Annotated in this window: 13 protein-coding genes; 7 read left to right on the top strand and 6 right to left on the bottom strand. The window is 59.3% G+C overall.

All coding sequences use genetic code 11. The features are described from left to right. The first annotated feature begins 24 nt into the window (after nucleotides 1-24). From F6V30_RS11340 to F6V30_RS11315, 6 genes are all read left to right on the top strand, one after another. Nucleotides 25-1,095: a protein-glutamate methylesterase/protein-glutamine glutaminase gene (locus tag F6V30_RS11340; protein WP_151157076.1), complete on the top strand. Its 1,071-nt coding sequence runs from the start codon at nucleotides 25-27 to the stop codon at nucleotides 1,093-1,095. A 12-nt stretch (nucleotides 1,096-1,107) separates the two neighbouring features. Beyond that, nucleotides 1,108-2,346: an EAL and HDOD domain-containing protein gene (locus F6V30_RS11335; protein WP_151157075.1), complete on the top strand. Its 1,239-nt coding sequence runs from the start codon at nucleotides 1,108-1,110 to the stop codon at nucleotides 2,344-2,346. Nucleotides 2,347-2,613: 267 nt separating this feature from the next. Beyond that, nucleotides 2,614-3,378: a 3-deoxy-manno-octulosonate cytidylyltransferase gene (kdsB, locus tag F6V30_RS11330; RefSeq protein ID WP_151157074.1), complete on the top strand. Its 765-nt coding sequence runs from the start codon at nucleotides 2,614-2,616 to the stop codon at nucleotides 3,376-3,378. 31 nt (nucleotides 3,379-3,409) lie between these two features. Beyond that, nucleotides 3,410-5,014 (top strand): CTP synthase, encoded by a 1,605-nt coding sequence (locus F6V30_RS11325; protein WP_151128711.1) that lies wholly within the window; start codon nucleotides 3,410-3,412, stop codon nucleotides 5,012-5,014. A 3-nt stretch (nucleotides 5,015-5,017) separates the two neighbouring features. Next, nucleotides 5,018-5,836 (top strand): 3-deoxy-8-phosphooctulonate synthase, encoded by an 819-nt coding sequence (kdsA, locus tag F6V30_RS11320; RefSeq protein ID WP_151128710.1) that lies wholly within the window; start codon nucleotides 5,018-5,020, stop codon nucleotides 5,834-5,836. A 44-nt stretch (nucleotides 5,837-5,880) separates the two neighbouring features. Continuing rightward, entirely contained in the window at nucleotides 5,881-7,281 is a 1,401-nt protein-coding gene (locus tag F6V30_RS11315) for a ParA family protein (protein ID WP_151157073.1), read from the top strand. 188 nt (nucleotides 7,282-7,469) lie between these two features. Here the strand turns inward: F6V30_RS11315 and recN are convergent, their stop codons facing one another. The 3 genes from recN to F6V30_RS11300 are packed head-to-tail and all read right to left on the bottom strand — an operon-like array spanning nucleotide 7,470 to nucleotide 12,693. Continuing rightward, nucleotides 7,470-9,131, bottom strand: a complete 1,662-nt coding sequence (gene recN, locus F6V30_RS11310) for a DNA repair protein RecN (RefSeq protein WP_151157072.1) — start codon at nucleotides 9,129-9,131, stop codon at nucleotides 7,470-7,472. A 34-nt stretch (nucleotides 9,132-9,165) separates the two neighbouring features. Then, nucleotides 9,166-10,023, bottom strand: coding sequence for an NAD(+)/NADH kinase (locus F6V30_RS11305; protein ID WP_151157537.1), 858 nt, complete (start codon nucleotides 10,021-10,023; stop codon nucleotides 9,166-9,168). Between the two features lie 9 nt (nucleotides 10,024-10,032). Further along, complete coding sequence (locus F6V30_RS11300) at nucleotides 10,033-12,693, bottom strand: valine--tRNA ligase (protein ID WP_151157071.1); 2,661 nt, start codon at nucleotides 12,691-12,693, stop codon at nucleotides 10,033-10,035. Between the two features lie 267 nt (nucleotides 12,694-12,960). Here F6V30_RS11300 and F6V30_RS11295 point away from each other — a divergent pair, with 267 nt between their 5' ends. Next, nucleotides 12,961-13,263: a hypothetical protein gene (locus F6V30_RS11295; protein ID WP_151157070.1), complete on the top strand. Its 303-nt coding sequence runs from the start codon at nucleotides 12,961-12,963 to the stop codon at nucleotides 13,261-13,263. A gap of 317 nt (nucleotides 13,264-13,580) precedes the next feature. Here the strand turns inward: F6V30_RS11295 and F6V30_RS11290 are convergent, their stop codons facing one another. The 3 genes from F6V30_RS11290 to F6V30_RS11280 are packed head-to-tail and all read right to left on the bottom strand — an operon-like array spanning nucleotide 13,581 to nucleotide 17,509. Further along, the gene (locus tag F6V30_RS11290) at nucleotides 13,581-16,349 is read right to left on the bottom strand and encodes a type IV pilus secretin PilQ (RefSeq protein WP_191965664.1); all 2,769 of its coding nucleotides are present in this window, start codon (nucleotides 16,347-16,349) and stop codon (nucleotides 13,581-13,583) included. 10 nt (nucleotides 16,350-16,359) lie between these two features. Next, complete coding sequence (locus F6V30_RS11285; RefSeq protein ID WP_246163466.1) at nucleotides 16,360-16,875, bottom strand: pilus assembly protein PilP; 516 nt, start codon at nucleotides 16,873-16,875, stop codon at nucleotides 16,360-16,362. A gap of 25 nt (nucleotides 16,876-16,900) precedes the next feature. After that, entirely contained in the window at nucleotides 16,901-17,509 is a 609-nt protein-coding gene (locus F6V30_RS11280; RefSeq protein WP_151157067.1) for a type IV pilus inner membrane component PilO, read from the bottom strand. Between the last annotated feature and the right edge of the window lie 5 nt (nucleotides 17,510-17,514).

Here is a 17,514-nt window from a genome sequence, read left to right as displayed (position 1 = left end):
CCAGATTACCAAGAGGAGATCATCATGACGACCAGGATCAAGGTGCTGATCGTCGACGACTCTGCCCTCGTCAGGCAGGCGTTGACCGAAATCCTGTCGTCTGACCCCCACATCGAGGTCACGGCCGCCGCCTCAGACCCGTTTGTGGCAGCGGAGCGCATGAAGGAAGGTGTCCCGGACGTCATCACACTCGATGTCGAGATGCCGCGCATGGACGGCCTGACGTTTCTTCAGAAGATCATGACCCAGCACCCCATCCCGGTGGTCATGTGCTCAAGCCTGACCGATTCGGGCAGCGAAACGGCCCTCAAGGCCCTGGAGTACGGCGCGGTCGAGATCATCGCCAAGCCCAAGATGGGGACCAAGCAGTTTATCGAGGAATCGCGGGTCCGCATCTGCGATACGATCAAGGCGGCGGCCATGTCCAGGCCCCGGCCGCTGGCAATGCGGGCGACCCACACGGTGCCCCCCAAGCTGTCCGCCGATGTCATCATGGAAAAACCCACGACCCGGGCCATGATACAGACCACGGAAAAGGTCGTGGTGGTGGGGGCCTCCACCGGCGGCACCGAGGCCCTCAAGACCTTTCTCGAAATGCTGCCGGAAAATGCCCCGGGTATCGTCATCGTCCAGCACATGCCGGAACATTTCACGGCCGCCTTTGCCAAGCGCCTCAACGGCATCTGCCGCGTAACGGTAAAGGAGGCGGCCGACAACGATTCGGTGGTCCGCGGGCGGGTACTGATCGCGCCGGGAAACCACCATCTGCTGCTCAAACGTAGCGGCGCCCGGTATTATGTGGAGATCAAGGAGGGCCCCCTGGTGTCCCGCCACCGTCCTTCGGTGGATGTCCTGTTCCGGTCAGCCGCGCGCTACGCGGGGAAAAACGCCGTGGGCGTCATCATGACCGGCATGGGGGACGACGGTGCCCACGGCATGAAGGAACTGTTCGACGCCGGCGCAATGACCCTGGCCCAGGATGAAGCGACCTGCGTGGTGTATGGCATGCCGAACGAAGCGGTCAAGCGGGGCGGCGTCCACAGGACGCTCTCACTTCAGAACATTGCCACGGAAGTACTGAAGCTGTGCGGGTAACGGGTTAACGCTATGGGGCAGAACAACGAAAATTTCTTTCTGGGCCGGCAACCGATCCTCAACCGCAAACAGGAGATCGTCGGCTACGAGTTGCTCTTCCGCGCCACCACGGTAAACCGCGCGGAATTCGAAAGCTGCTCCCAGGCCAGCACCAGCGTCATCACCAGCGCCCTGTCGAATTTCGGCCTCCAGGAGGTCCTGGGCGGAAAATTCGGTTTCATCAACGTCTACCTCGGCCTGTTTCTCTCGGAATTGCTCGAACTGCTCCCCATTAGGCAATCGGTTCTCGAACTTCTGGAAACCATCGAGCTCGACGACCATGTTGCCGAGCGCTGCCGCGAGTTGAGAAAGCTCGGTTTCAAGCTGGCCCTGGACGACCATGTGTACAGCCCCAAATATCACGAGATCTACTCCGCTGTCGATTACGTCAAGATCGATATCCTGGAAACCAGCCCGGAACAACTTCCCGAGATCGTCCGCAAGCTGCGTCAGTGGCCGCTTAAGCTCCTGGCGGAAAAGGTCGAGACCTTCGAACAGTTCGAAACCTGCGCCGCACTTGGCTTCGATTACTTTCAGGGGTATTTTTTCGAACGTCCGGTGGTGCTCAACAAAAAGCGGTTCGATGTCTCGAGCAGGGCCATGCTCACCTTGCTCCAACAGCTTACCATGGACGCCCCCCCCGAAGAGCTGGAACAGACCTTCAAGGAGAACCCGAGCCTCTCCTATAACCTTCTGCGTCTGGTCAACTCCGTTGCCCTGGGCATGCGCGAAAAGATCAAAACCCTCCGGCACGCAATCCTCATGCTGGGGACCAACCACCTGCGGCGCTGGATCCAGTTATCCCTGTTCTCCGGCAACGATTCCCGCGGCATCGACAATCCGCTCCTGGAGATGGCGGCGGTACGGGGGCGCCTGATGGAAACACTGGTGCTGCAAAAGCTGCAACACGCCTCTTCCTCCGAACAATCGGAAGAGGCCTTTATGACCGGCATCCTGTCCCTTCTCGATGTCCTGTTCGAAACGCCCATGGACGAGATCATCTCGAACCTCAACCTCAACGAGGAGATATGCGCCGCCCTCCTCGATCGCTCCGGGCGACTGGGCGAACTGCTCCTGCTTGCCGAAAAACTGGAAGTGACCGATTTCGACGCGGTCACGCCGTTACTCGAGCGGTGCGGCATAACACTCGACGAACTCCTGACAGCCCAACTCGAGGCCTTCAACTGGCGGTCCGGCGTCATAGCCCACTGATGCGCCGACGACATGGTCCGGTGCGGCAGCCGGGCTAAAGCTAAGCCTTTCCATCCTTGACACCCCATTCTTTTTGAGGTAGCCTATTATGTCCTACCATAGGACATGCCTGATTCCAGGGCGCATTCAAACAACACGCTTGCAGGCTTCCTGGCGTTTTTTCGGCGTACCGGTTCGTACGGCGCTGCCATGCTCCTTGTTTGCCTGTTTTCCTTTGAATCCGCCCCGTGGTGTACCACTCGAAATTCCTTGCAAGGTCACGTCAGTATGAAAATCACAGCAATCATTCCCGCCCGATACGCTTCCACGCGTTTTCCGGGGAAGGCCCTGGCCGATATCGGGGGCAGACCGATGATCCAGCATGTCTACGAACGGGCGTGCAAAGCATCCCTGGTCTCGCGGGTCATCGTGGCAACGGACGACACGCGCATCGCCGATGCCATCAGGCTGATCGGCGGCGAGGCGGTCATGACCTCCACCAGCCACGAGACCGGCACCGACCGTCTGGCAGAGGTGGCGCACAGCCTGGATACGGATATCATCGTCAATGTACAGGGCGATGAGCCGCTCATCTCCCCGGAGATGATCGACCAGGCCATCGAGCCCTTTCTCCATGACCCAGCCCTGAAGATGGGGACCCTGAAGACGCGCATCAAGTGCCTGCACGACTTTTTGAGTCCGAACGTGGTCAAGGTGGTGACCGGCGCCGACGGCTGCGCCCTGTACTTTTCCCGTTCCCCCCTCCCCTTTTTCCGGGACAAGTGGCAGGACCTGAAAGACGAATCCTTTGCCAACGGCAAACTGCTCTGCTACAAGCATGTCGGCCTCTATGTCTACCGCCGGGACTTTCTGCTCGAGTACGCCGCCATGCCGCCGACATTCCTGGAGATCTCGGAGAAACTGGAACAGTTGCGGGCCATAGAGAACGGCATACATATCCGCGTGATCGAAACGGAGTTCGAATCCATCGGTGTAGATACCCCCGATGACCTGGCCAAGGCGCAGGAGCGCTACCGCATAGTGACGCAATAATTTTCTAGCCTTTTCCACAGGAGCAGATTTTATGAAAACCAAGTTTATCTTCATCACCGGCGGGGTTGTCTCGTCCATCGGCAAAGGACTGGCGGCCGCTTCCCTGGGCGCCTTGCTCGAGGCGCGCGGTCTGCGCGTTACCATGCAGAAGCTGGACCCCTATATCAACGTGGACCCCGGCACCATGTCTCCGTTCCAGCACGGCGAAGTCTTTGTCACCGACGACGGCGCCGAAACCGATCTGGACCTGGGGCACTACGAACGCTACACCAACGCCCGCCTCTCCAAGAAAAGCAACTTCACCACCGGCCAGGTTTATTTCTCCGTTATCGACAAGGAGCGGCGCGGCGACTACCTGGGTGGCACGGTACAGGTCATCCCCCATATCACCGACGAGATCAAGAACAAGATCATCGAGAACGCCAAAGGGGCGGACGTGGCCATCGTCGAGGTGGGGGGTACTGTGGGCGATATCGAATCCCTCCCCTTCCTGGAGGCGATTCGCCAGTTCCGTTACGACCGCGGCCACGGCAATACCCTCTATATCCATGTTACCCTGGTGCCCTACATCCGCACCGCCGGAGAACTGAAGACCAAACCGACCCAGCATTCGGTCATGGAACTGCGCAAGATCGGTATCCAGCCCGATATCCTGCTCTGCCGCTGCGAGCGGGAACTGCCCCAGGAGATGAAGAAAAAGATCGCCCTGTTCTGCAACGTCGAAGAGAAGGACGTCATCCCGGTGGTTGACTCGGAACACATCTATGCCGTGCCCCAGTCGCTCAACAAGGAGCGGCTGGACGAACAGGTGGTGGACAAGCTCAACATCTGGACCAAGGAACCGGACCTGACCCCGTGGCAGGATGTGGTGGAGACCCTGCGGCACCCCAGCCACGGGGAGGTGCGCATCGCGGTGGTCGGCAAGTACGTCAACCTGACCGAGTCCTACAAATCCCTGGCCGAGGCCCTGACCCACGGCGGCATCGCCAACGACTGCCGGGTATACCTCAAGTATGTCGACTCGGAAAAGATCGAACGGGACGGCATTGACGGCCATCTCGACGATGTGGACGGCATCCTGGTGCCGGGCGGGTTCGGCGAGCGCGGGACCGAGGGGAAAATCATCGCAATCCAGTTCGCCCGCACCGCAAACATCCCCTTCTTCGGGATCTGCCTGGGGCTGCAGATGGCGGTCATCGAATTTTCCCGCAACGTCTGCGGCGTCAAGGATGCCTGTTCAAGCGAGTTCTCGGACTGCGGCTCTCCACTCATCCATCTTATGGAGGACCAGAAATCCGTCAGCAAAAAGGGGGGGACCATGCGGCTCGGGGCATACCCCTGCGCCGTCACCAAGGGGACCCTCGCCCATGCGGCCTACAACGCCACCGAGATCTCCGAGCGGCATCGCCATCGCTACGAATTCAACAACAAATACCGTTCCGCCCTCACGGGAAAAGGAATGATCCTGTCCGGCATCTACAAGGACAAAGATCTGGTGGAGATTATCGAACTCCCCAACCACCCCTGGTTCCTGGGGTGCCAATTCCATCCCGAGTTCAAATCCAAACCGCTCCAGCCCCACCCGCTCTTCCGGGCCTTCGTCGGGGCGGCACTTGCGTACCGCAATAAGAGGTAAACCATGACCCGCGAGATCGCAATCAACGATGTGAAGATTGGCGGAGGCAGGCCGCTGGTGCTGGTGGCCGGCCCCTGCGTCATCGAGTCGGAGGCGGCAACCCTGCGCCACGCCGAGCGGCTGCTGACCATCTGCAACGGCCTGTCCATACCGCTCATCTTCAAGGCGTCCTACGACAAAGCCAACCGCACCTCTATCGGCGGTTTTCGGGGACCGGGCATCAAGGACGGCCTGAAGATCCTGGCCAAGGTGAAGGACTCCCTCGGCCTGTCGGTGCTCTCGGATATCCATTCCATCGAGCAGGTGGCGCCGGCGGCAGAAGTGCTGGACGTGCTGCAGATACCGGCCTTTCTCTGCCGGCAAACCGACCTCATTATAGCGGCGGCCCAGAGCGGCCGGGTCATCAACATCAAAAAAGGGCAATTCCTGGCCCCCTGGGACATGAAAAACGTGGCCGCCAAGGCGGTGGCCTCGGGCAATGAGAATATCATCCTCACCGAACGGGGCGCCTCCTTCGGCTACAACAATCTGGTGGTGGATATGCGCACCTTCCCGATCATGCGCGCCACCGGCTTCCCGGTCATCTTCGACGCCACCCACAGCGTGCAGCTTCCCGGAGGCCAGGGGGAGTGTTCCGGCGGCCAGCGGGAGTACGTGGAATACCTCTCCCGTGCCGCCGTTGCGGCGGGCATAGACGGGATCTTCATGGAGGTGCACGAAGACCCGGACAAGGCGCTGTGCGACGGCCCCAACTCCATCCCCCTGGACGATCTGCCGACGCTCCTGAAGCTGCTCAAGTCGATCGATGCCCTGGTCAAATAGGTTCGCCTTTCCTCCCGGTATCAACACTGCTTTGAAGGATATGCATGCAGAACTATCCCTACATCATTACCATTTCTTCGGAAAAAGGCGGGGTCGGCAAAACCACCCTGGCTTCCAACCTGGCCATCTACCTGAAGGCCATGCGCGACGACCTGCCGGTCACGATCTTCTCCTTCGACAACCACTTCACCATTGACCGGATGTTCGAGCTGCCGGGCCAGAATCTGACGGGCACGGTCTTCGAGATGCTGAAGGGTGTCCCGGCACGGGAACTGGTACATGTCGGCCAGTACGGCGTCAGCTATATCCCTTCCTCGACCGAGTTGGGGGAGATGAACGAAAACTTCCGGGGCCCCATGAGCCTGACGCGCATGTTCGCCGAATGCGGCTTTGGCGGCATCGTCATCATCGACACGCGGCCGGACCTGAACATCCTGACCCAGAACGCCCTCTATGCCGCCGACCGGGTGCTGATCCCGGTCAAGGACATGCCCAGCCTGGAGAACTGCAAGAATATCTTCGCCCTGTTCGACCAGCGCGGCATCGACAAGAAATCGCTCTCGCTCATCCCCTGCCTGATCGACTCACGCATCAAATTCGACGGGCTGTTCAAGGACCAGAAGACTTTGCTGCGGGCCTTTGCCATAAATCGCGGCTACCGCTGCATGGATACCTACATTTCCAAAAGTCCCAAGGTGGAGAGCCTCAATACCAACCCGGACGGCAAGATCTATCCGATCCTGACCCATGCCCGCGGCACCGATGTCCACGGCCAGTTCACCGAGATCGCCCGGGATATTCTGCGGAATTACGATGCCACCCCGGAGCCCCGCTCCTGTCTGTATGCGGCCTGGCTGAGGGAAAAGGAAGGGAAAAAGAAGGAGTCGTACCTTGCCCGGCTGGAGGGGCTTGCCGAGCGCTGCCTGGTCTGCGGGGCGCTCCTGTCGGAGCAGCCGGAGCGGCGGGGATTCTATTACGAGTCGTCCGACCGGGCCAGCCGCGGCTTCCTGCATAGCGACTGTTTCACCGACCTGCTCTGCGCGGCGCTCTATGGCATGACCGACCAATCCCAGGCCTACGGCGCAGCGCGCATGGTGATTGCCGACCGGGCGCAGAAAACGGTCTCCCTGTTCTTGCCCCAATCCCAGGGGGCAACGGCCCTGCTCGATTATCGGCAGTTCAGCCATGATGGGGACCAGCTTTTCAGGAAGGAACTGTCGATGCAGGGGTTCAGCGAGGGGGAATTCGACGGTATGAACGACCGGCTCTTCCTGCTCTTGAATGAATCCCTGGCAGGGTATGAGGGCTCGTTGCGTGAAGAAACCTGGCTGGCGGTGCATCCCGTGGATGCCGACGCCCCGGAAACGGTCCTTCAGGATGAGCGTTATCGCGCCATACGGCAGGTTCATGCCAGGATCGCCGAACAGCTTGGACAATCAGCCTAAAGACGACAACCATTCACCACAAAGGCACAAAGAACACAAAGAGTTATCGATAAACCGGCATTCACTCAAAAGGCGAGTCCGGCCCACTATAAAATTACCACATAACTTATTTAAATTATTTGTGTAACTTTGTGACCTTTGTGCCTTTGTGGTGAACAGCTTTTTTCTGAGTCAATGAGAGAGGCTGGTTAGCCGCCGGTTGCCGCCAGCAGCTCCGCGGCGTGGGTCAGGGCCGAATCGGTAATTTTGGCGCCGGCCAGCATCCGGGCGACCTCATGGGTGCGCTCGCCGGCCACCAGCGGAACGACCCGGGTGGTCGTTCTGCCGTTTGCCACCTGTTTCTCCACCCGCAGATGCTGACCGGCAAAAACAGCCACCTGCGCCAAGTGGGTGATGCAGAGCACCTGTTGAACCGAAGCGACCTTTTTAAGCTTTTGTCCCACCATCTCCGAGGTTGCGCCGCCAATCCCGGTATCCACCTCGTCAAAGATCAATGTCGGCACATCCCCTTCGGGCAGCACCTGTTTGAATGCCAGCATAAGCCGCGACAACTCGCCGCCGGAGGCGACCCGGGCCAGGGGCCGGGGCGGCTCGCCCGGATTGGGTGAGAAGAGGAGTTCAACCCGTTCGTACCCCGTGGAACGCGGCTCCGCCAACGGTTCCAGGAGCGTTTCCACAACAGCGTTCTTCATGGCAAGCTGGTGGACCTCCGCGGCCAGCGCCTTGGAGAGGGCGCCCGCGGCGGCCGCACGCCGCTTTGTGAGGTCGTTTCCCCGCTTTCGCACGTCATGGGCAAGCCGCTCCCGTTCCTCTTCCAGGTTGTGCTTGTCCTGTTCCCGATTCATCAACGTTTCTATCTCGCGATCGAGCCCCTGTTTGAATTCGAGAATAGCCTCCACAGTGGGGGCGTACTTCCTTTTGAGCCGGTGGATCAGGTCGAGGCGGTCGTCGGCCTGTTGCAACGCCAGGGGGTCGGCCTCGATGCGGGAGGCATAATCGCGCAGCATGATGGCGGCATCCTCCGCCTGCAGGTAGGCGTTTTCCAGGGAGGCCGCCACTCCCTCCAGACTGCGGTCGATGGCAGAGATCTCGGCGATGGAGTTTTTGATGCGCCGCAATTGCCCGAGGATCGCCCCATCCCCCTCATAGAGCCGTTCAAAGGCCTCTGCGCTGACGCTCCCCAGCTTTTCGGCACCGGCAAGCAGTTGGCGGCGTGCCTCCAACTCCTCCTCCTCCCCGGCCCGCAACTCCGCCCGGCCGATCTCATCGGATTGGTACGACAGGAGATCGAGCCGCCGTTCCGCCTCCCGTTCCTCTTCATCCAGGGTCGCAAGACGCTCCTGAAGGGCGCGGAAGCGTTCAAAGCTTCGGGCGAACTCCTCCCGCTGCGGAGTCAACCCGGCGTAGGCGTCCAGGAGCAGGAGATGGTTCTCCGGGCGAAGCAGGGTCTGGGACTCATGCTGGCCGTAGATATTGATCAGGCGGGGGGCGATGTCGGTGAGCAGCGCCAGGGTGGCCATGCTCGCGTTGATGAAAATCCGGTTTTTCCCGGCCCGGGAGATGGAGCGTTTCACGAGCAGCTCGTTGTCGCAGTCAAATCCCGAATCCCGGAGTTTCCGGGCCACCTCGGGTTGGCCCGATATGTCGAACAGCGCTTCAACGACCGCTTCGTCGGCCCCGGAGCGGATCAGGTCGGCCGAGGCGCGCCCCCCCATGATGAGGCCGACGGCATCGATGATGATCGACTTGCCGGCGCCGGTTTCGCCGGTCAGCACGGTGAGCCCCTGCCTGAAGGAGATATGCAGGGTGTCGATGATGGCGATGTTCTTGATGGTCAGGTCGGTCAACATAGGGTCACGCTCCACAACGTACGCCGGAACACCACTACTGCCCTCCCCACTTCAGTTTGGTCCGCAGCACCTCGTAATAATCCCGGCTGCGGGACATGACCAGGGCGGTGGTTTTGAGAGCGGCCCGCACATCCACCGAATCCTTTTCCATCAACTCGAAACCTACCTGACCGTCCAGGGTCAGGTAGACCTTTTCGTCGTAGGACGACGCTACGGTAATGGAAACATTGGACGCATCGGAAACCACGATGGGGCGGTTCGTCAGGGTGTGGGGACAGATGGGGGTAATGACGATGCAACTCATCTGGGGGTGGATGATGGGACCGCCGGCGGACAGGGAATAGCCGGTGGAGCCGGTGGGCGTGGAGATGATCAGCCCGTCGGCCCGGTAGGTGGTCAGGGGATGGCCGTTGACCTTGGTTTCCAGGTCGATGATCCGGGCCAGCGCCCCCTTGTTGATGACGATATCGTTCAGCACATGGTGCTTCTCGATCTCCCGCCCCTCCCGGCGGACGCTCACCTCCAGCATCATCCGCTCCGAGACGTGGGGATGCCCCTTCAGGCATAGTTCCAGGACCGGGTAGAGTTCCTCCACCGTCACCTCGGTCAGAAAGCCGAGGCTCCCCAGGTTGACCCCCACGATGGGGACCTCCCTGCCGCTGAAGAGCCGGGCCACCGAGATCAGCGTGCCGTCCCCTCCCAGCACCACCACCAGTTCGGCCTGCTCGCGGATGTTCTCGGCCGTGGTTCCCTGGTGGTAGCCGATGTGGCGGGCCAGATGCGCCTCCACCAGGGGGCGGCACCCCCTCTCCTCCAGCCAGTTGATGAGGTCGTCGGCAACCCCCTGGCAGCGCGGGTCATGCTTTTTGGCGAATATGGCGACCTTGCGTATCCCCATGCATCAGCCCTTCAGGTGTCTGATCTTTTCCAGGCTCGCTTCCAACACCAGCTTTTTGTCGGTCACCTCGGCCAGCTTTTCCCGCTCCTTGGCGACCACATCCGCCGGGGCGCGCTCGACGAAGCTGGGGTTCTCCAGCTTCTTCGAAAACAGGTCGATCTCTTTTTCGATCTTGGCGATTTCCTTGAGCAGGCGTTTCTCTTCCTCCTCCACATCCACCAGCCCCTTGAGCGGCACGAAGATCTGCACGTCTCCCGCCACCTGGATGGAGGCATCCTCCGGCTTCTCGATCCCCTGTCCCATGGCCAGGTCGGCGACCCGGGCCAGGCTGACGATGGCCCCTTCGTTGTGTTTCATCAGCCTGAGACTCTCGTCGCTGCCGCAGGAGAGGATCACGCTGATCTCGCGTGCAGGGGGCACCTCCATCTCGCCCCGGATGTTGCGGATGCCGCCGATGACCGCCATGACCCGCTCCATGTTGGCGGCCGCCTCGGGGTGGGAACGCTCCGGGGCCGGTTCCGGGTACGGGGCCAGCATGATGGTTGCTCCCTTCGTACCGGGCAGGGCCTGCCAGATCTCCTCGGTGATGAAGGGCATGAAAGGGTGCAGCAGCCGCAGCAGCTGTTCCAGGGTGTACCAGAGCACATACCGGGCCGTTTTCTTGCGCAGCGGGTCGTCGCCGTACAGGTCTTTCTTGGAGAGTTCCAGATACCAGTCGCAGAACTCGCTCCAGGTAAACTGGTACAGCCCCATGGCCGCCTCGTTGAAGCGGTACTCCGCCAGGGCCGTGCCGGTCTCCCGGGCGGTCTCGTTCAGGCGGTGCAGGACCCACTTATCCCCTTCGGAGAGCGGCAACTCCTGCAATTTCAGGGTGTCGGGATCGAACCCTTCCAGGTTCATCAGGGTGAAACGGGCGGCGTTCCACACCTTGTTGCAGAAATTGCGGTAGCCGGCGATACGCTCCTCGGCCAGCTTGATGTCCCGTCCCTGGGCGGCAAAAGCGGCCAGGGTGAACCGGAAAGCGTCGGTGCCGTACTGGTCGATGATCGTCAGCGGATCGATCACGTTCCCCTTGGATTTGCTCATCTTCTGCCCATGGGCATCCCGCACCAGGGCGTGGATGTACACATCCCCGAAGGGGACCTCGTCCATGAAGTGCAGCCCCATCATCATCATGCGGGCCACCCAGAAGAAGAGGATGTCGAAGCCGGTCACCAGGCAGGAGGTGGGGTAGAAGGTAGCCAGTTCCGCCGTTTTTTCGGGCCATCCCATGGTGGAGAAGGGCCACAGGGCCGAGGAAAACCAGGTATCCAGGACATCGGTCTCCTGGCGGAGCTCATCGCTCCCGCACTTGCAGCAGGTCGCCGGGGCCTCCATGGCCACGGTCACTTCGCCGCAGTGGTCGCAGAACCAGGCCGGGATGCGGTGCCCCCACCAGATCTGGCGCGAGATGCACCAGTCGCGGATGTTCTCCATCCAGTCGTAATAGGTGTTCTCCCACTGCTTGGGGAGGATGCGGGTTTTGCCCTCCTTCACCGCCGCCAGAGCTCGTTCCGCCAGGGGGGCGACCTTGACGTACCACTGCAGGGAGAGGTAGGGTTCCACCACGGTCTTGCAGCGGTAGCACCCCCCCACCGCCATGGCGTGGTCCTCGATCTTTTCCAGCAGCCCGGCCGCTTCCAGGTCCTCGACGATCCGCTTGCGGGCCTCGAAGCGGTCCATCCCCTCGTACTGGCGCCCCTCGGCGTTGATGATACCGGATTCGTCCAATACATTGATCTTATCCAGGCCATGACGCTGGCCCACCTCGAAGTCGTTGAAATCGTGGGCCGGCGTGATCTTTACCACCCCGGTGCCGAACTCCCGGTCCACGTAGTCGTCGGCCACCACCGGAATCTCCCGGTTGACCAGGGGCAGGATCACCTTCTTGCCGACCAGAGCCCGGTAGCGTTCATCCTCGGGATGCACGGCCACAGCCGTATCGCCCAGCATGGTTTCGGGACGGGTGGTGGCCACCACCACGTATTTTCCCGGTTCACCGGCCACCGGGTAGCGGATGTGCCACAGGTGCCCCTTCTTGTCCTCGTGTTCCACCTCGATATCCGACAGGGCGGTATGGCAGCGGGGACACCAGTTGATCAGGCGGTTGTCCCGGTAGATGAGACCGTCCTGGTACAGCTTGACGAACACGGTGCGCACCGCCTTGGACAACCCCTCGTCCATGGTGAAGCGTTCCCGCTCCCAATCGCAGGAGGCGCCCAGGCGTTTCAACTGGCCGATGATCTGGCCGCCCGACTCGGCCTTCCACTTCCAGACCCGCTCGATGAATGCCTCGCGCCCCAGTTCGTGGCGATCCTTCTTTTCGGCGGCAAGCTGGCGCTCCACCACGTTTTGCGTGGCAATGCCGGCATGGTCGGTACCCGGCATCCAGAGCACGTTGTACCCCAGCATCCGCTTCCAGCGGCAGAGGATATCCTGCAGGGTATTGTTGAGGGCGTGCCCCATGTGCAGGGCGCCGGTAACGTTCGGGGGGGGGATGACGATGCTGAAGGGTTTCTTATCCGACGTAGCGGCGGCACGGAAGTATCCCTTGGCCTCCCATTCCGCGTACCATCTCTTTTCCACGTCGTGCGGCTCGTAGCCTTTTGCCAGTTCTTTGCTCATGGTTGCATAACACCTTTAACGTAATGAATTTCAAGCAATTCGGGGTGCCGGCCGGCAACGCCTCGCGGCAGCACACGCCATCGCCGCACCCGAACAGACACTATAAAAAAAACAGGGGGATTATGCAACATCCCCCTGCAAAAAGCATATCTTTTTATCTCTCGGTCAGCCTTGTGAATAAGACCCGCTCACCGCATATTTCACACACAATAATTCTAATAATAATAAACAAGTATCGTTATTTGGGAACCAGAGGAGTCTGTAACCGTGATAGTTCCCGATTTCTGTGTAACTCCGGTTATAGATGTTTTAGTCACACTCAACGTTGTCCCTGCAATAGTTGCAACAAGATCAGCGCTGGTGTTTGCAGTAACCGCATATGGCGTGATACCACCGGCAATAGTTGAGGTTTTTACAGTCCCAGCCGCGTCAGTTGACGCAAACACGATCGGAGATGGGCTCGCATTCAGAGGGGAGCTGCCGGTAAGTATAGTGGCAACAGAACTCGACAGCCCACCGGTTGATGCAGTCACAAAGTATGCTACCGAATCGACACCTTGTATGGAGTAATCCGTAATTGTAAAAGATCCGGTAGAATCGAGGTTATATTTTTTTGTTGTTGTTGCTGGCGTATAGTTTGGGTTGGTTATAGTAACGTCGACTTCCAGACCATTTGGGTCTTTTCCTGATGGCGGCGTATATGTGACTGTTTCCGAAATTGTGTACAATCCGCCAGTCGGGCCGGTAACCGTTGGGGATGTTATGGTAAGCGAACCGTTCGTGTTTTTGTCGCCACCGCATGACTGCAGTATAAAAGCGATCAAAACAAGTGATATAAGAGAGAAATAGCGTAACGACTTCATGAAGCCTCCCAGACTGTTTTTACTTTATATCGTATTCAAAATTCTTGGCGTAATAAATATCAGCAATTCGGTCTTTGTCTTCTGCTTTGAATTCGATTTAAAGAATTTTCCCAGAAAAGGGATATCCATCAAGAAGGGGACGCCTTCATCGGTTTCCGTATCGTTGTCCACGTAGATCCCGCCGATAACCGTGGTCTCTCCGTCACGCAGCAGCATCTCGGTCGTGGCCTGTTTTTTATTGATCGATGGTGCGGTGCTGCCGCTCGTGGAGGAGCCGGGAGAGTCGTTTTTGGCGTCGATCTTCATGCTGATCGTCCCATTGGCGTTGATATGCGGGGTTACCTCCAGCGCCAGGGCCGCCTCGACGAACTTGGTTTCAACCTTATCGGAGGTTGAGGACGTGTAGGGAATCTGCTGCCCCTGGGTGATCTTGGCGGTCTTGTTGTTCAATGTCGCGACCTTCGGCGTTGAGACGATTTTAACAAGCCCGGCGGTTGCCGCGGCGTTCAGACGCATATCAAGCTGAATATTGCTGGTGAGGGAGCCGAAGGAAATACCGGTCGCCGTCCCGGAGTTGCTGCTGGCACCGGACGTGGAAGGGACCGTCGAGACCGCGCCGCCGAACGTGGTGTCAAGGGAATTGATCCCCAAGAATGACGCGGAACCGTCCCGGTAATGGATACCCCAGTTTACGCCCAGGGAACGGGTAAAAGTAGAGGTTGCCTCCACAATCCGGGCTTCGATCATGACCTGTTTTTCAGGCACATCGAGTTGCTGCAACAGCTTGCGCATGTCGTCAAGAGCCTGGGGGATATCTTTGACGATCACCTTGTTGGTGCGCGTATCCGGGGAAATCACGCCACGTTCGCTTTTCAGCCCGTTGAACTGGGCGGCAATAGTCGCAATATCGGCATAATTGATACTGTAGGTTTCGGTTTTAAGCTCGATGGATTTCGTCAAAGCCTTTCTGATCTCTTGCTCTTCCTCTGCCTGGGACTTGAATTTCCCTTTGCCCTTGATGATGATGATGTTGCCCTCTTCGCGCTTGTCGAGCCCCTTGGTGTCGAGGATGATGTCCAGGGCCTGGTCCCAGGGCACGTTGACCAGCTTGATGCTGATCGTCCCGGTGACATCGTCGCCAAGCACGAAGTTCTTGTTGCTGACCTCGGAGAGGAGTTGGAAGATCTTGCGCACCTCGGCATCGGCAAACTCAAGGGTGACCTTCCGCCCCTTGTAGTGTTTCACCAGTTCACCCGACTTGGCCGGAGAATCCGGTGCGGGCGCCAGTTCCGAGGTTATATCCGCATCTTTTGCGACCGGATGCCGGGGATGGAAATGTGCTTCCGGGGTCCCCAGGTCCAAAGCCCCTGCCGTGAGTCCTTCGGGATTTTTGAAATCGATGTAGAGCATATCGCCTTCATGGCGGAATTCATACGGTGCGGCGACGCGCAACGCGATACGCACCTTGGTGTCGGTGCCTTTGCGGGTCTTGACCATGAAGGGGGTAACCCGGAGAACCGGCGTCACGAAGGCCTGGGCATCCAGGGAGCGTTGCAGCCGCTTCGCCAGCGTGGCGTTCCGCAGCGTCAGGGTAACATACCCCGGAGTCTTGACCGGCTGCTCGGCGTCAACATCGCCCCTTACCCTGACAGCAACGCGGGACACACTGTCGATCACCTGGAAGTCGATCATCTCTACAATGGCGGGGCCGGTTGCCGTGCGCGTCTCCATTTTGGGCGTTGCGGCGGCGGAAGGCGCAGACGGCACGACCGCCTTTTGCGCGGGCGGCGCTGTAACCGCCTTGTCAGGCGCTTTGTGCGGGGCAGGCTGTTCGTCTGCTTTTGCCACGGCGGCCGCGGCAGTTTTGGAAACAGCTCCCTGATCGGCCGCACCCGCGAGGATAACCCTCACTCCCTCCTCAGCTTTCGTGGTTGTGGCTTCCGGGAAACTGCCGTTGACGGCATCGAGCACGACGCGGGTCTTGTCGGGGTAAAGGCCGATACGGGCCGAGGCGACCCCGATTGCGTTCAGGGGAATAAAACGGTTGGGCAGGATACTCGTGACGCCGAACAGGTCGATGACATAACGCTCGGGTTTATTGAGCCTGAACGTCTTGAATTCTTCTACGCCGCCATCGACGGCAAGGATTATGGCGCCATCTTTTGCCGTAACGGCGTTCAAGGCGCGCCTCGTGACCGCCCCGGGCACGACCGGCTGCAACTTGGCGCCGGCTTGGGCAGGTTCCGTAGCCTTTGCCCCACCGGAAACGGGCATGACAGCCGGGGCGGAATTTTCCCCAGGGATGCCGGCCGTTTTCTCGGCCGTTACCGTTCCCGCAGTCGAAGCATGCTGAACCGGAAAGGCGATATGCAACTCGCCGGGTTGGGCCGGGGAGGCGGAGATAACCGCGTCGATATCGTTGACCAGTTCCACGCTGATACGTGTCAGTGTGCCGGCCGCGGTGTCAAAGCGGCTGACGCTGACGTTTTTGATGTTGCCCTTATTGACGGCAACCGGAGCAGTAACGGCGCCTTGAGTCGTTTGAGACAGGTCTATCACCAGGCGAAGCGGGGCGGTGGTCTTATAGCTTGTATAGGTGGCGGGCGAGGAAAGTTTGACGACAAGCTCCGCAGCTTCGCCTTCACCGGATGCGTTTATCGATTCGATGGCGGCAAGTTTGACTTTAGCGGGCTCCGGGGCGGATTCCGCACTGCCTGCCCCACCCGCAAGAAAGACTGCCGACACAGTCAAGACAAAGGCTAGAACAATAGATTGTCTCATTAACCACTTCATGCGGAACTCCTTATTGTTTCCTGGGAAGGGTGATTTTGATGGTCTCCTTGCGCACCCGACCGTTGTCGTCTCTGAATTGCTCCAGCACATTCACGCCGGCATTGCTGATCGAGGTGATGCGACCGTCGTTCTTGCCGATCGTCATGCCCACCTTGAGGACATATCCCTTGCCGTTGGGGTCAACAACCATTGCCTTGTTTTGCCGGTCACCCGTCACCACGCCGATCAGCTTGAACTGGCCGACATCGAAGCTGTGGATAGGGAGGCCGCTACCTTGGACGGCTCTGCTCACAATGCCCGCCGCCGGCGCAGGGTGCTGTTTGACGACCAGAAAGGGCTTGAAAGGATCTTTTTTGTTGCTGAAGTCGAATTGATTTACCGGCGGCGGCTGGAGCTTAAGCGCCGAACTTACCGCTTTCTGCACCGGTTTGGGCTGTTGCGGCGCAGCGGCCTTGGCCGGCTGGGCAACCGTTGCGGGCGGCTCTTTTTTCTTGCAGCCCGGCAGTGTGGCAGCCACGATGCCCATGACAACAATGATCGCCACAAAACGGCTATTTGGGAGCAGGCTTCTTCTTATCATCCTTAATCTCTTTCTTATCAAGGAAGCGGAATGTGGTCGCGAGACAGGTAACCTTTGTCATCATCCTGTTGTTGACATTCTTGATATCGGCAAAAGCCACGTTGGTTATGTTGACGATGCGGGGGAGGTTGGCAACAGCGGCAAAAAAGTTGGCAACGCTGTAATACGACCCGGACACGGTAATGTCAACCGGCACCTCGGCATAGAAATCCTTGGGCGACTCCCCCTTGGGCTTGAAAACGAGGAAATCGAGTCCCGCCCCTTTGCCCAGGGTGGTGATGCTTGTCAAGAGCGAGGGAATTTCCTTGGAGTTGGGGAGTTCGGTCAGCGCCTGGGCGAGTTCCCGGTTGAGTTGGTCGTATTCCCGCTGGAGCCGGGGAAGATTGTTGGCAACCCTGGTCTTCTCATCGATCTCGTTCTGGAGCCTCGACAAGTCCGCCTCCAGGGCGTTCAGCTCTTTATACTTGGGCAGGTACAGCGCATAGAGCAGCGCAGCGGCTTCCACGGCCATCACAAGCACAAGTATGAGGATCTTTTGTTTTGTCGGCAGCTTTAGAATTTTTTCGACTTGCGGATCCATAGCCA

Origin of the sequence: Oryzomonas sagensis (genome assembly GCF_008802355.1) — a bacterium.
GTDB lineage: Bacteria > Desulfobacterota > Desulfuromonadia > Geobacterales > Pseudopelobacteraceae > Oryzomonas > Oryzomonas sagensis.
Note: the sequence above shows the minus strand (reverse complement) of the source record. Positions and strands in the feature narration are given on the sequence as shown.